This window comes from Micromonospora sp. CPCC 205539, assembly GCF_036906815.1.
Classification (GTDB): domain Bacteria; phylum Actinomycetota; class Actinomycetes; order Mycobacteriales; family Micromonosporaceae; genus Micromonospora.
The window spans coordinates 1-14,207 of sequence record NZ_JBAKHW010000052.1 but is presented as its reverse complement, the minus strand read 5'-3'; the positions used below and the strand labels follow the sequence as shown (position 1 = coordinate 14,207).

At 70.7% G+C, this 14,207-nt stretch carries 16 protein-coding genes; 3 read left to right on the top strand and 13 right to left on the bottom strand.

The genetic code is table 11. The annotated features are described in order from the left end of the window. The first annotated feature begins 10 nt into the window (after positions 1-10). Entirely contained in the window at positions 11-937 is a 927-nt protein-coding gene (ypfJ, locus tag V6V47_RS29205; RefSeq protein ID WP_334631658.1) for a KPN_02809 family neutral zinc metallopeptidase, read from the top strand. A gap of 59 nt (positions 938-996) precedes the next feature. On the opposite strand, the gene V6V47_RS29200 is transcribed toward ypfJ, so the two are convergent. Next, positions 997-1,362 carry an SgcJ/EcaC family oxidoreductase gene (locus V6V47_RS29200; RefSeq protein WP_334631657.1) on the bottom strand — a complete coding sequence of 122 codons (366 nt, stop codon included), beginning with the start codon at positions 1,360-1,362 and terminating at the stop codon, positions 997-999. A 57-nt stretch (positions 1,363-1,419) separates the two neighbouring features. Beyond that, on the bottom strand, positions 1,420-2,553 hold the full coding sequence (locus tag V6V47_RS29195) for a YbfB/YjiJ family MFS transporter (RefSeq protein WP_442934325.1): 1,134 nt from the start codon (positions 2,551-2,553) through the stop codon (positions 1,420-1,422). Positions 2,554-2,755: 202 nt separating this feature from the next. Between V6V47_RS29195 and V6V47_RS29190 the strand changes: the two genes are divergently transcribed. Continuing rightward, entirely contained in the window at positions 2,756-3,682 is a 927-nt protein-coding gene (locus tag V6V47_RS29190; protein ID WP_334631655.1) for a LysR family transcriptional regulator, read from the top strand. On the opposite strand, the gene V6V47_RS29185 is transcribed toward V6V47_RS29190, so the two are convergent. From V6V47_RS29185 to V6V47_RS29135, 11 genes are all read right to left on the bottom strand, one after another. Then, positions 3,667-3,966, bottom strand: a complete 300-nt coding sequence (locus V6V47_RS29185) for a muconolactone Delta-isomerase family protein (RefSeq protein ID WP_334631654.1) — start codon at positions 3,964-3,966, stop codon at positions 3,667-3,669. The two genes, V6V47_RS29190 and V6V47_RS29185, sit on opposite strands and share 16 nt — an antisense overlap. A gap of 76 nt (positions 3,967-4,042) precedes the next feature. Continuing rightward, entirely contained in the window at positions 4,043-4,705 is a 663-nt protein-coding gene (locus V6V47_RS29180; RefSeq protein ID WP_334631653.1) for an acVLRF1 family peptidyl-tRNA hydrolase, read from the bottom strand. Between the two features lie 90 nt (positions 4,706-4,795). Then, positions 4,796-5,428 (bottom strand): LysE family transporter, encoded by a 633-nt coding sequence (locus V6V47_RS29175; RefSeq protein ID WP_334631652.1) that lies wholly within the window; start codon positions 5,426-5,428, stop codon positions 4,796-4,798. Between the two features lie 473 nt (positions 5,429-5,901). After that, positions 5,902-6,342, bottom strand: coding sequence for a metal-sulfur cluster assembly factor (locus V6V47_RS29170; protein ID WP_334631651.1), 441 nt, complete (start codon positions 6,340-6,342; stop codon positions 5,902-5,904). A gap of 76 nt (positions 6,343-6,418) precedes the next feature. After that, complete coding sequence (gene sufU, locus V6V47_RS29165; RefSeq protein ID WP_334631649.1) at positions 6,419-6,892, bottom strand: Fe-S cluster assembly sulfur transfer protein SufU; 474 nt, start codon at positions 6,890-6,892, stop codon at positions 6,419-6,421. Next, positions 6,892-8,196: a cysteine desulfurase gene (locus V6V47_RS29160; protein WP_334631647.1), complete on the bottom strand. Its 1,305-nt coding sequence runs from the start codon at positions 8,194-8,196 to the stop codon at positions 6,892-6,894. Before V6V47_RS29160 ends, sufU begins: the two co-directional genes overlap by 1 nt. Before the next feature lie 20 nt (positions 8,197-8,216). Beyond that, a complete protein-coding gene (gene sufC / locus V6V47_RS29155) occupies positions 8,217-8,990 on the bottom strand; it encodes a Fe-S cluster assembly ATPase SufC (protein WP_334631646.1) in 774 nt (257 codons plus the stop codon). Continuing rightward, a complete protein-coding gene (locus V6V47_RS29150; protein ID WP_334631645.1) occupies positions 8,990-9,316 on the bottom strand; it encodes a non-heme iron oxygenase ferredoxin subunit in 327 nt (108 codons plus the stop codon). Before V6V47_RS29150 ends, sufC begins: the two co-directional genes overlap by 1 nt. Further along, positions 9,316-10,464, bottom strand: coding sequence for a Fe-S cluster assembly protein SufD (sufD, locus tag V6V47_RS29145; RefSeq protein ID WP_334631643.1), 1,149 nt, complete (start codon positions 10,462-10,464; stop codon positions 9,316-9,318). Before sufD ends, V6V47_RS29150 begins: the two co-directional genes overlap by 1 nt. A gap of 91 nt (positions 10,465-10,555) precedes the next feature. Continuing rightward, complete coding sequence (sufB, locus tag V6V47_RS29140) at positions 10,556-11,986, bottom strand: Fe-S cluster assembly protein SufB (protein ID WP_091403689.1); 1,431 nt, start codon at positions 11,984-11,986, stop codon at positions 10,556-10,558. Next, positions 11,983-12,750 carry a helix-turn-helix transcriptional regulator gene (locus V6V47_RS29135; protein WP_334631641.1) on the bottom strand — a complete coding sequence of 256 codons (768 nt, stop codon included), beginning with the start codon at positions 12,748-12,750 and terminating at the stop codon, positions 11,983-11,985. Before V6V47_RS29135 ends, sufB begins: the two co-directional genes overlap by 4 nt. Before the next feature lie 98 nt (positions 12,751-12,848). Here V6V47_RS29135 and V6V47_RS29130 point away from each other — a divergent pair, with 98 nt between their 5' ends. Continuing rightward, positions 12,849-13,817: a COX15/CtaA family protein gene (locus tag V6V47_RS29130; protein ID WP_334631639.1), complete on the top strand. Its 969-nt coding sequence runs from the start codon at positions 12,849-12,851 to the stop codon at positions 13,815-13,817. Positions 13,818-14,207: the final 390 nt, after the last annotated feature.

The window sequence follows — 14,207 nt, the reverse complement described above, 5'->3', positions numbered from 1 at the left end:
CGGGGTCAGCATGGAACTCAACGAGCGGGCCGAACTCGACACCTCGCAGGCCAACGACCTGGGCCGCGGCAGCGGGTCGGGCGGCGGCCTGGGTGGCATCCCGCTACCCGGCGGCGGCGGTCGCGGCGGCATCATCGGCATCGTGGTGGCGGTCCTGGTCGCCCTGCTCGGCGGCGGCTTCGGCCTGAACGCGATGACCAACGGCGACGAGGGTGGCGGGCAATCAAGCGGCACCAATCTGGAACAGCTCTGCGACGAGAGCAACGCGCAGCGCTTCGACGACGCGCGTTGCCGCAACCTGCTCTACGTGAACAGCATCCAGGGCTACTGGCAGCAGGAATACCCGGAGCTGGGCAAGGGGAAGTACGAGCCGACCACCACCAACTACTTCCAGGCGGCGGTGAACACCGGCTGCGGCCAGGCCGACTCGGGTGTCGGCCCGTTCTACTGCCCGGCCGACCGGAAGGTGTACATCGACCTGAGCTTCTACGACGAGCTGGCCTCCCGGTTCGGCGCCAAGGGCGAGTTCGCCGCCCCGTACGTGCTGGCCCACGAGTACGGCCACCACATCCAGAATCTGCTCGGCACCAACGAGCGGGCCGGCCAGGGCGAGCAGAGCGGCCCCGACTCCGCCTCCGTACGGCTGGAACTGCAGGCCGACTGCTACGCGGGCGCGTGGGCGAAGCACGCGACCGAGACCAAGGACAAGACCGGCCAGGCACCGCTGTTCACCTCGATCACCGCGAGCGACATCAGCGAGGCGGTGGACACGGCCGAGGCGATCGGTGACGACACCATCCAGAAGCGCTCCGGTGGGCAGGTCAACCCGGACCAGTTCACCCACGGCACCTCCGAGCAGCGGCAGCGCTGGTTCAAGCAGGGCTACGACCGCGGCGACCCGAAGACCTGCGACACCTTCGGCACCAACCAGCTCTGACGCCTCCCCCGGATCGTGGCAGGCCCCTCAGCGGGCCTGCCACGACTCGTTCAGGCGGGTCAGCCGAGCCGCGAGACCTGGTAGTGACTGATGAGCCAGGCGTCGTCGACGCGCCGCACGATCACGCTGAGATGGACGGTCAGCGCCGGCCGGTCGGTGAAACGGAACTCCACCTCCTGATAGCCGAGGACCACATCGTCGGCGAGGCGTCGGGTCTCCCGGATGTCGTACGTGGCAGTCATGCCGAGCGGCTGCGCGGCGTAGTACGTGGCGACGCCCTCGCGGCCGACGGAGTACGGGTGCAGGCCCTGGAAGATCGCGTCGTCGGTGAAGCACGACGCGACCCGATCCGGCTCGTGGGCGTCGACCGCGGACCGCCACTGGTCCAGAACGGTACGCAGGATCTGGGTCTCGGCACTGGACATGGTGATCTCCCTGAAAATTTCGAGTGGATGAACGGTGGGGTGGAGGCGGAGCCGACCTCAACTTCCGGCGGGCGTGATCCTGGCGGGTGCGGCCACCCGGTGTCGCGGCGGGTCGCCGTCGAGTGGAAACCGGTGGCGCAGCGCGGCGGCGGCGACCGCAGCCAGTGCAACGAGTACGGCGCCGAAAAGCAGCGCTTGGCGATAGCCGTCGTGCAGGAGCGGGGCGACAGCCAACGGGCCGATGATCTGCCCGGTGCTGTAGCCCGTGGTGAGGATCGCGACCGCGCGCCGGACCCGCAGTTGCGCCCCGATGGCCAGCGCGAGGGTGGCGACGCCGAGGAAGGTCGCGCCGAAGAGGAGCGCCGAGATGAGAGCCACCACGGTCGGACCGGCCAGCACCGGCAGCGCGATACCGACGGCCTGGACGACGAGCGCGGCGAGGAGCAGCGTCGGGCGTGACCACGTACGGCTGAGCCACGCCCACAGCGCGGCGGAGGGCAGGGCGGCGACGCCGACCAGGATCCAGGCACCACTGCCAGCCCAGCCGGGCGCACTCTGGTCGATCGCGGCGACAAGGAACGTGCCCGCGATGATGTAGCCGACCCCTTCGAGGGAGTAACTGGCCAGCAGCGCGGTGAACCAGCGCGACCCGACGGCGTGGCCTGGACGTGTCGAGGTCACTGGCGGGTTGGGCGAGCGAGGATCGAGTCGCCAGGCCAGGGCTGTGCAGGCGGCGGTCAGGCCGGCCGCCCACCACCAGGCCTCCTGCCAGCTGCCGATGGTGCGCATGACCAGCACGAGGACGCCGGAGAGGGCGATGCCCACGCCGATTCCGCCGAACGCCCACCCCGCCTGGTGGTGGGCGTTTCCGCGCACCCCGGAGAGCACGGCGTTGGCGGCGATGACGAAGATCAGAGCGCTGACGATCCCGGCGACCAGCCGGAGACCGAACCAGAAGGCTCCCACGCGGGTGACCGGCATCAGCGCCAACGTACCGACCAGGATCACCAGCGACAGGCGCAGCGTTCGCTGGGAGCGCAGCAACGCGGGGATGAGGATCGCGGCCACCGCGCCGATGAGGTAGCCGAGGTAGTTCGCGGTCGCCAGCTGTGCGCCCAACCGTGGGGAGAGCCCCGCGTGCGCCTGCATCAGGGGCAGGATCGACGTGTAGACGAATCGGCCGACACCCATCCCGGCAGCCAACGCCGCAGCGCCCTGCCCCACGACCCGCCAGGGCCACTCGGAGATGTGCTCCGCGGTCACCAACGTCCTCCCCCACAGCCGCGTCCGTCGCCGCCTCGTGGCCAATCCTGGGCCTGAGCAGCGGCTGTCTGCCACGACCGGTTTGCTCACTGGTGGGAGGCTCAGGCTCCTACCCCAGTACGATGACCGGGTGGAGCTCCGCCAGCTGCGCTACTTCGTCGCGGTGGCGGAGGAGCTGCACTACGGTCGGGCCGCACTCCGTCTGCGCATCGCCGGCCCGTCGCTCTCCCAGCAGATCAAGGCGCTGGAGCGAGACCTGGGCGTCCGCCTGTTCGACCGGAACCGCCGTGGGGTCACGCTGACCACCGCAGGAGAGGCGCTGCTGCCCCGCACCCGCGCCCTGCTCGATCAGGCGGAGGAGCTGCGCCGCTCGGCGGCCGACGTGTCCGCAGCCGACCTGGTGCGGCTCGGCTACGTCAGTTGGCGGCCGGCAGACCTGGCGACGCGCGCGTCGAGCGTCGCGCAGCTGCACATCGACACGTGGGTCCTGCCGTCCCACACCCAGGCGAGCCGCGTCGCCGACGGCAGCATCGACCTCGCGATCTGCTGGGTGCAGGCCGAAGACCTGGTCGCCCACGAGCTGGTGGCACGGCCCATCGGCGCGGAGCGCCTTTCCACGGTCTCCCCCGGCACCGACACCTCGGCGGTCCAGGCCAAGGAGACGCTGGTGCTGGTCGACGCCGACAGCGCCACCTGGTCGTCGTGGAACCGGTACGCGGAGGAGTTCGCCCGCGACACCGGAGCCCGCGTCGTGCACATCGACGACGGCGGCATCACCGGGCTGGCCTTCTCCGCCCACGTACGCCGGCTCGGCCGGCCGGTCATCAACTCCCCGAAGGGGCAGAGCACGCCAATACCGTCCGACCTCGTACAGCGACCGGTGGTAGATCCCGCGCCGTACTGGACGTGGGCGCTCGTGTCCCGGCGGAACGAGACCCGGCCGGCCGTTCGGGCCACCGCCGAGGCGCTGACACGCGACGTCGACCGACCCGATCTCGACACCGACGCCGCGTGGACCCCGCCGGGCGACCTCTTGCGGGGTTACCGGGACGATTGACCCGGGTCGTTCGGGTGCGGTGTCAACAGGGTGACGGTGTCGCGTCGCCAGGCGCGCAGCGGCATCGAGGCGAGGACGGTCTCCAGGTGGTCCGCGTCGTCGGCGCGGAAGAGCCCCCACGAGCGCCACTCCCCCGGCGCCAGCGGCGGCCGCCACAGGCGCACAAGATTGCCCTGCTTCGTGAGCTCGGCCGAGCGCGCCGCCTCACGCTTGCGCATGTCGGCGACCTCGTCCTCCGACGTGCCCTCCGGCACCGTCGTCACCATGTCGACAAGAAACTCCACGTACCCATACTCCAATCGCCGGCGCGGCAGCGGGCCATGAACCCCCATATGCGTGACGGTCGTCTCCTCGTCGACATCAGTCCACGGGTGCAGGTGCCGGGTCGCGAAGCAGTATCCGTACCGCGCGGGCCGCACCCACCGCGCCGACCAGCACCACGTGCCGAGGCTCCGCGACGTCGAGCAACCGCTCGGCACGCAACGGCACGAGCGGGGCCAGCCGTCGGTCGGCCAGCACCGTGTCCACGGCCCGCCGATCACCGCCGCAGACCACCGCGGCCAGCGTCGCCGCCTCCGGCAACAGCAGCCGTACGGCCAACTCCGCGGCGTCACCCAACGCGGCCTTGGCCTGGTTGTCACGCCGACGGGCGAAGCGCTGTTGCGACCATCCCCCCGCCGCGGTGCGCCCCTGCACGTACCGGGTGTCCACCTTGGAGACGACGAGTTCGGTGCCCTGGGCCACACCGACGGCCACCGCGCCCTTGCGGGCGAGCAGCAGGCCGATCCGGCGGGGCGCGCCGGCCGCAGCCACGAACCCGGCGACATCGACGCTGGCCGGCGACCCGGGTGGGGCGTACAGCTCGGCGGTGGATCCGTCGGGGGCGGTGAGCAGCAGCCCGTACTCCCGGAAGGTGGTGCTGGGCGGGCCGTGCCGGTCGGCGAAGCCCTCGACCCAGCGGCCGACGCGGGCCGGGTCGACCTCGACCCACCGGCCGCCCCCGGCTGCGGGTCGACTGGTCATCGCCCGACCGTACGGCACGGCGGGCCCGGCCGGGCCGTCGGGCGGGACCGTTCAGCGCGGCGGCCCCACCGGGCCGTCGGGCGGGACCGCTCAGCTCGGCAGCAGCGCGGCCACCGCCAGCGCGGCGATGAGCGCGCTGGACACCAGGCCGGTGACCAGTTGGCCGCGCGACCCGGTCAGCACCCGGCCGACCAGCGTGCCGCCCCCGGCGAGGAACAGCTGCCAGCTCGCCGACGCCAGGAAGGCGCCGGCCACGAAGAGTGCCGCGGTGACCGCGTCCGGGTCGACGGCGTCCCGGCGGCCGAGCACCAGTGCGGCGAAGTAGAGCACCGTCGTGGGGTTCAGCAGGGTCAGCCCGAGCACCGCCGCGAAGGCCCGGCCGGGAGTGCTCAGGCCCCGGCCGACCGGTGCCGCCGGTGACTGTCTCGGTCGGCGGACCGACCAGGTCCGCCAGAGGCCGTGCGCGGCGAGCCCGAGCAGGACGACGGCGGCGACCACCCGCAGCGGGCCGGCGACCGGCGCGATGACGCCGGCCAGACCGGCGCCGCCGAGCGCGGCGACCGCCGCGTACAACCCGTCTGCGGTGGCAACGCCGAGTGCTCCGGCCGCGCCGACGCGGAACGAGGTACGGGCGCTGAGCCCCAGGATGAGCACCGCGATCGCGCCGACCGGGATGGCGACGCCGTAGCCGGCGACGACGCCGGCGAGGAACGCCCCGGTCACGAGGGTGGGCGGTGGATCGAGACGGCCCGCGGCGCGGTGCGCTGTCGACGCGCGGCGGTGGCCGCACGGACAGAAACCTGCATCGGGTACGCCTCAGTCACCCCGCCATCCTGCGCACCGACATGGCGCCCCGCCACCAAATTTCCACGGGTACGCCCCGCGCCCCGCGCCCGAACCAGGATGTAGTGGCATCGGACACGCCGGATGCCACTACAACCAGGATGTTGCACCACCGGGCCGGCCGAAGGCCGCCCACACCGCCGTCGACAGCTCACACCCGCCCCAAGATCCGCGCAACTACAGGGAAACTGCTGCCTCGACGCGCATCGAGGCAGCAGTTTCCCCGAAAGTGAGCGGATCTTCCCGGGCAAGCCGGAGCGAGGCGCGCGAGGCGCGCGAGGCGCGCAAAGAGACGAGCGCGACGCCCCTGATCGGGCGTCGCGCTCGCCTGGCAGAACCGACGGTGGAAAGCGTCAGACGTTGAAGCCGAGGGAACGGAGCTGGTCCCGACCCTCGTCGGTGATCTTGTCCGGGCCCCACGGCGGGAGCCAGACCCAGTTGATCCGAATGTCGTCGACGAGGCCGCCACCGGGACCGGTGGTCAGCGCCTGCCGGGCCTGCTCCTCGATCACGTCGGTCAGCGGGCAGGCTGCCGAGGTGAGCGTCATGTCCAGGGTGGCGACGTTGTCGTCGCCAACGTGCACCCCGTACACCAGACCCAGGTCGACCACGTTGATGCCCAGCTCCGGGTCGACGACGTCCTTCATCGCCTCCTCGATGTCGGCGAGGGCGGCCTTGCCGCCGCCCGCCGCCGGAGTGGCGGTGTCGCCACCGGTCGCCGCGGAGTCGGTCTGCGGCGTCGCGACGGCGTCCTCGGCCTCCGGCGTAGCTGCGGTAGCAGTGTTCTCGCTCATGCCGTCACTCCGCTTCGCTCCGTGACGCCCTGAGGCGTCACCGCGCTGCAATGATGATTCGCTCGCTGACGCTCGCTCATGCCTTCACCTCCGGGCTTGCGCCCACACCGGCGCGTGCCGCGGCGTCCTTGAACGCCATCCACGGCAGCAGCGCGCACTTGACCCGAGCGGGGTAGCGGGCGACACCCGCGAAAGCCACCCCGTCCCCGAGCACGTCCTCATCCGGCGTGACCTGACCACGGCCGGACATCAACTCGACGAACGCCTCGTGCACCTTGAAAGCTTCCCCGGCACCCCGGCCGCGCAGCAGCTCGTGCAGCACGCTCGCCGACGCCTGGCTGATCGAGCAGCCCATGCCGTCGTACGAGATGTCGTGCAACACGGTGCCGTCGGTGGCCACCCGGACGGTGACCTCGTCGCCGCAGGTCGGGTTGACGTGGTGCGCCTCCGCGACCTGGTCACCCGGGTCGTCGGCGGCCCGCAGGCCACGCCCGTGCGGGTGCTTGTAATGATCCAGGATGATCTCCTGGTAGAGCTGGTCGAACTGCATTAGTCGAACACCTTCCGCACCTGCTCCAGACCGCCCACCAGGGCGTCGATCTCCTCGGTGGTGGTGTAGAGGTAGAACGAGGCCCGGGTCATCGCCGGGACACCGAACCTGCTGCACACGGGCTTCGCACAGTGGTGGCCGACCCGCACCTGCACGCCGAGTGAGTCGAGCACCTGACCCACGTCGTGCGGGTGCACGTCACCCAGCGCGAACGAGATGGTGCCGCCCCGTCCCACCGGCACGGTAGGGCCGAAGATCCGCAGGTCGGGCACGGAGGCGAGAGCGTCCAGCGCGTACGCCGTCAGCTCCTTCTCGTGCCACTGGATGGACCGCATGCCGACCCCGGTGAGGTAGTCCACCGCCGCGCCGAGCGCGACCGCCTCGGCGATCGGCGGGGTGCCCGCCTCGAAGCGCGCCGGCGGCGCGGCGAACGTCGTCCGGGCCATGGTGACCGTCTCGATCATCGAGCCGCCACCGAACACCGGCGGCATCGCCGCCAGCAGCTCGCCCCGGCCCCAGAGCACACCGATGCCGGTCGGGCCGAGCATCTTGTGCCCGGTGAAGACGATGTAGTCGGCGTCCAGGTCGACCACGTCGATGGGCAGGTGCGGCACCGACTGCGAGCAGTCCAGCAGCAGCAGCGCGCCCACCTCACGCACCCGTTCGGTGATCCGGGAGGTGGCGTTGACCGTGCCGAGGATGTTCGACACGTGCACCAGCGAGACGATCTTCGTCCGTTCGGTGACCAGGTCGTCCAGGCCGGACTCGTCGAGCCGGCCGCCCTCGGTGACCGGGAACCAGCGCAGGGTCGCGCCGGTCCGCTCGCAGAGCAGCTGCCACGGGACGATGTTCGAGTGGTGCTCCATCTCGGAGATCACCACCTCGTCGCCCGGGCCCAGCCGGAACCGGGGGTCGGCGTCCGCCCGCAGCGACGCGTTGGAGAAGGCGTACGCCACGATGTTGATCGCCTCGGTGGAGTTCTTGGTGAACACCACCTCGTCCACGCTCGGCGCGTTGATGAACGCGGCGATCTTGGCTCGCGCGCCCTCGTACGCCTCGGTGGCCTCGGTGCCCAGGGTGTGCACCGAGCGCGACACGTTGGCGTTGTGCAGCGCGTAGTGCTCCCCGAGCACGTCGAGCACCTGGCGGGGTTTGTGCGAGGTGTTGGCGCTGTCGAGGTAGACCAGCGGGTGCCCGTTGATCTCCCGGTCCAGGATCGGGAAGTCGGCGCGCACCCGGGCCACGTCGAAACGTGGCACGTCGTCGTACTGCGGCATCCCTGGCGGGATCGCGATGGTGGTCATCTCGGCAGCGCCTCTCTCGTTCAGACCTGGGCCGTACCGGCCCCGGCGGCGTACCGCTCGTAGCCCTCGGCCTCGAGCTTGTCGGCCAGCTCCGGGCCGCCCTGCTCGACGATCCGGCCAGCCACGAAGACGTGCACGAAGTCCGGCTTGATGTAGCGCAGGATCCGGGTGTAGTGCGTGATCAGCAGCACGCCGGTGTCGCCGTTGTCGCGAACCCGGTTGACGCCCTCGCTGACCACCCGCAGCGCGTCCACGTCGAGGCCGGAGTCGGTCTCGTCGAGGATCGCGATCTTCGGCTTCAGCAGCTCCAGCTGGACGATCTCGTGCCGCTTCTTCTCACCACCGGAGAAGCCCTCGTTGACGTTGCGCTGGGCGAACGCCGGGTCCATCTGGAGCCGCTCCATCGCACCGCGCAGCTCGCCACCCCAGGTGCGCAGCTTCGGCGCCTCGCCGTCGATGGCGGTCTTCGCGGTCCGCAGGAAGTTCGCCACCGAGACGCCGGGAACCTCGACCGGGTACTGCATGGCCAGGAAGAGGCCGGCGCGGGCCCGCTCGTCGACGGTCATGGCGAGCACGTCCTCGCCGTCGAGGGTCACCGAGCCGCCGGTGATCTCGTACTTGGGGTGACCGGCGATCGAGTACGCCAGGGTGGACTTGCCGGAACCGTTCGGGCCCATGATGGCGTGGGTCTCGCCCGACTTCACGGTCAGGTCGACACCGGCCAGGATCGGCTTGAGCTCACCCTCGGGCAGCTTGACCGACACCTTCAGGTCGCGGATCTCCAGGGTGCTCATTATCGGGTCACTCCATTACTCGGCGTCAGGCTGAGGTAGATGTCGCCGTCGCGGACTTCGACGGGGTAGACGGGGACGGGTTCGGTGGCCGGCAGGCCGGAGGGCTGCCCGGTGCGCAGGTCGAAGCGCGAGCCGTGCAGCCAGCATTCGAGCGTGCAGCCGTCGACCTCACCCTCCGACAGGGCGACCGAGGCGTGCGAGCACTCGTCGTAGGCGGCGTAGAACTCGCCGTCCTCGCCGTGCACCAGGGCGATCGGGGTGCCGTCGACGTCCGCGCTGATCGCGGTGCCCTTCGGCACGTCCTCGGTGGAGCAGACCCGGATCATCAGGCGCCGGCCTTGGTGAGCCGGGCCTCGATCGCGTCGCCCAGGCGCTCACGCAGCGACTCCACCGGGATCTTGTTGATCAGCTCGGCGAAGAAGCCGCGGACCACCAGGCGACGGGCCTCACCCTCCGGGATGCCCCGGGCCATCAGGTAGAACAGCTGCTCGTCGTCGAAGCGGCCGGTCGCGCTGGCGTGACCGGCGCCGGCGATCTCGCCGGTCTCGATCTCCAGATTGGGTACGGAGTCCGCACGCGCGCCGTCGGTGAGGAGCAGGTTCCGGTTGATCTCGTACGTGTCGGTGCCGGTCGCCTCGGCGCGGATCAGCACGTCGCCCACCCAGACGGTGTGCGCGCTCTCGCCCTGCAGCGCGCCCCGGTAGCCGACGTAGCTGCGGCAGTCCGGAACGGTGTGGTCGACCAGCTGCCGGTGCTCCAGGTGCTGACCGGAGTCGGCGAAGTAGACGCCGTACAGCTCGGCCTCGCCACCCCGGCCGGTGTATTCCACGCTGGTGAACTGCCGGACCAGGTCACCACCCAGGGAGACCTGGATGTGGATGACCTTGGCATCCCGGCCCAGCTTGATCTTCAGGTGCTGGGCCTGGACCGCGTCGTCGGCCCAGTCGGAGACCGTGACCAGCGTCAGCTTCGCGCCGTCGGCCACGGCGACCTCGACGTTGTCGGCCAGGGTGCCGCTGCCGACGTGCTGCAGGACGATGACCGACTCGGACAGCGCGCCGACCTCGATGAAGGTGTGCGCGAAGGCCACCACGTCCGAGGGGCCGCCCTGCACCGTGATGATCGCCGGCTCGGCGACCACCGCTTCCCGGGCAACCTGCACCAACGTGCCAAGGTCGGCCTCGCCGTAGGCGCGGGCGCTGAGCCGGTCCACCGGGATCAGCACACTGCCCCGGCGCGGGTCGTCCTTCGCCAGGCTGCCGACCGTGACCCCGGCGGGCAGTTGACCGTAGTCGTAGGCCGGCCAGTGTGCCGACTGGTCGGTGACGGCGCCGTCGAGCAGGCCGCGCAGGCGCTTGAGCGGGGTGAACCGCCACTCCTCCTCCAGGCCGGTGAGGGCCGGGAAGTCGGCGACGTCGTACGAGCGCAGTGCCTGCGACTTGGTGCTGGGCGGCGCGGAAGCCTGGGTAGTCATTTCTTCCTTGGTCTGTCTGTTCCGTGACGACGGGGTGGGGTCCTGGTGTGGCGGGCCGACGTTCCCGGCCCGCCACGCGGGAGCAGCGGCGTCAGCCGACTGCGCCCTCCATCTGGAGCTCGATCAGGCGGTTGAGCTCCAGGGCGTACTCCATCGGGAGCTCCTTGGCGATCGGCTCGATGAAGCCGCGCACGATCATGGCCATCGCCTCGTCCTCGCTCAGGCCCCGGCTCATCAGGTAGAAGAGCTGGTCATCGCTGATCTTGGAGACGGTCGCCTCGTGCCCCATCGACACGTCGTCCTCGCGGATGTCGACGTACGGGTAGGTGTCCGAGCGGGAGATGGTGTCGACCAGCAGCGCGTCGCACTTGACCGTGCTCCGGCTGTGGTGCGAGCCCTCCAGCACCTGCACCAGACCGCGGTACGAGGTGCGGCCGCCGCCACGGGCGATCGACTTCGACACGATGGTCGAGGAGGTGTGCGGCGCGGCGTGCACCATCTTGGCGCCGGCGTCCTGGTGCTGACCCTCGCCGGCCATCGCCACCGAGAGCACCTCGCCCTTGGCGTGCTCGCCGGTCATGTAGACCGCCGGGTACTTCATGGTGACCTTGGAGCCGATGTTGCCGTCGACCCACTCCATGGTCGCGCCCTCGTGGCAGACGGCGCGCTTGGTGACCAGGTTGTAGACGTTGTTCGACCAGTTCTGGATGGTCGTGTAACGGCAACGCGCGTTCTTCTTCACGATGATCTCCACGACCGCGCTGTGCAGCGAGTCGGAGGAGTAGAGCGGCGCGGTGCAGCCCTCGACGTAGTGCACGTACGCGCCCTCGTCGACGATGATCAGCGTCCGCTCGAACTGGCCCATGTTCTCGGTGTTGATCCGGAAGTAGGCCTGCAACGGGATCTCGACCTGCACGCCCTTCGGCACGTAGATGAACGAGCCACCCGACCACACCGAGGTGTTCAGGGCGGCGAACTTGTTGTCGCCGACCGGGATCACCGTGCCGAAGTACTCCTTGAAGACGTCCTCGTGCTCGCGCAGCGCGGTGTCGGTGTCCAGGAAGAGGACGCCCTGCTCCTCAAGGTCCTCACGGATCTTGTGGTAGACGACCTCGGACTCGTACTGCGCCGCCACGCCGGCGACCAGCCGCTGCTTCTCCGCCTCCGGGATGCCCAGCCGGTCGTAGGTGTTCTTGATGTCCTCGGGCAGGTCCTCCCAGCTGGTGGCCTGCTTCTCCGTGGACCGCACGAAGTACTTGATGTTGTCGAAGTCGATACCGGTGAGGTCTGCGCCCCAGGCCGGCATCGGCTTACGGCCGAACAGCCGCAGACCCTTCAGCCGCAGGTCGAGCATCCAGGCCGGCTCGTTCTTCTTGGCCGAGATGTCCCGCACTACCGCCTCGTTGATGCCACGCTGGGCAACCGCCCCGGCCGCATCCGGGTCAGACCAGCCGTACTCGTAGCGACCCAGGGCGGCGAGCTGCTCTTCCTGGGTCAGGGGCTGGACGATCTGCTCGGTCATCTATCTGTCCTCACAGTGGTGACGGGGTTACCGGATTGGGCGCGCGTCGGCTGGGTCGGAATGTGCGTGGTGCACACCCCGTCGCCGTGCGCGATGGTGGCCAGGCGCTGCACGTGGGTGCCGACCAGGCGGGAGATCACCGCGGTCTCGGCCTCGCACAGCTGAGGGAACTCGGCGGCCACGTGCGCCACCGGGCAGTGGTGCTGACAGAGCTGGCCGCCAGAGGCGATCGTGGTCGCGTTGGCAGCGTAACCCTCGGCGGTGAGCGCGCCGGCGAGTGCCTCCGCCCGCGCGAGAGGATCGTCGCCAGCGTCCTCCATGGCGGACCGGCAACGGGCCTCCAGAGCGGAGACCTGCTCGGTCGCGAACGCCTCGACCGCGTCCGAGCCGCCGCTACGGGCGATCCAGCGCAGCGCGGCGTTGGCCATGTTGTCGTAGTGGTGGGTGCCACAGCGGACCCGGGCTGCCTCGGTCAGCAGGAACACCTTGGCGGGGCGCCCTCGACCACGACTGCCCTGCACGACCTGCTCGCGGGCGAAGACGTCACCGTCGGCGAGCATCGCGTCCAGGTGCCGGCGGATGGCCGCCGGACTGAGCCCGAGCGCCAGACCGAGCTGCGCGGCGGTGGTCGCCCCCTGCTCCAACAGCAGCTGAGTGACCCGGCCGCGGGTGGAGACCTCGGTCGCGGCAGGCGCTGGTGCAGCCGCAGCGACGGTCGCGTCGACCGTCGGCTGCTGCCCAGAGAGCGCCGCCACGTTTTTCACAACGCCAACGTTACGTAAATACTCGGAGGGTCGCAAACCCGGGTCCCGGTGATCCGAACCACCGACCCGACGGAGTCGGACAAACCTCGATCACTACGGTGCGTAGGATTTGCGCCGTGAACCGATTCGTCCGTCCGGTCTCCGGCACCCTGCTGCGCCGCCTCGCGCTCACCTCGATCATCGCGAACGTGGGCATCGTCGTCACCGGCGGGGCCGTCCGGTTGACCGCCTCGGGCCTCGGGTGCCCCACCTGGCCCCGGTGCACCGACGGGTCGTACGTCACCACGTCCGAGATGGGCGCGCACGGGGTGATCGAGTTCGGCAACCGGATGCTGACCTTCGCGGTGGGCGTGATCGCGCTCGCCACCCTGCTGGCCGTCCTACTGCATCGCCCACGCCCCCGGGGCGTGCTGCCGCTGGCCGTCGCGGTGTTCCTCGGCATCCCCGCGCAGGCGGTCGTCGGCGGCATCACCGTGCTCACCAACCTCAACCCGTGGGTGGTCGGGCTGCACTTCCTCGCGTCGATGGCGGTGATCGCCGCTGCGTACGCCCTCTGGCGGCGGATCGCCGAGCCCGACGGCCCGACGGTGGCCGTGGTGCCGACGCCCCTGCGCGCGCTGGCCCGGATCACCACCGGCGTCGGCGTCGCGGTGCTGGTCATCGGCACCTGGGTCACGGGCAGCGGCCCGCACGCCGGCGACCAGGGCGCGGCCCGTAACGGGCTGGACCCGGAAGCGATCTCCCAGATCCACGCGGACGGCGTCTTTCTGCTGATCGGCCTCTCGGTGGCACTGATCTTCGCTTTCCGCGCGGTCGGCGCCCGGCGGGCCACCCGGGCCGCCATCGTGCTGATCGTGGTGGAGCTGGGTCAGGGCGTGATCGGCTTCGTGCAGTACTTCACCCACCTGCCCGGTGTGCTGGTCGGCGCACACATGCTCGGCTCGTGCCTGGTACTGCTGGCCACCCTGTCGGTGCAGTGGTCCACCCGCGAACGCCGCCCGGCCACCGCTGCGCCCGACACCGTTCCGGCCGACTCCGCCACCGCCGCCGTCCCGGTCACGGCCTGACGCCACGCAGGGCGCCGCCGCCCGCCGCCCCGCGCCCCAGCGCCCCAGCGCCCGTCGCGTGTCGCCCGTCGCGTGCGACGTGTTGCCCGCCGCCCGTCGGGTGTCGCCCAGGCCCGTCGCGTGTCGCGTGCGCGTGTCGCGTGCGCGTGTCGCGTGTCGCCCGTCGGTGTCGCCCAGGCCCGTCGCATGCCGCCCAGCGCCCCGTCGCGTGCCGCCCGTCGCGTGCCGCCCGTCGCGTGTCGCGTGTCGCCCGTCGCGTGCCGCCCGTCGCGTGTCGCCCGTCGCCCGCGACGTGTCACGTGTCGCCAAGATCCGCACAACTTCCGGGAAGTTGCTGCCTCCAAAGCGCCGCAGGCAGCACTTTCCCTGATGTTGTGCGGATCTTGGCGA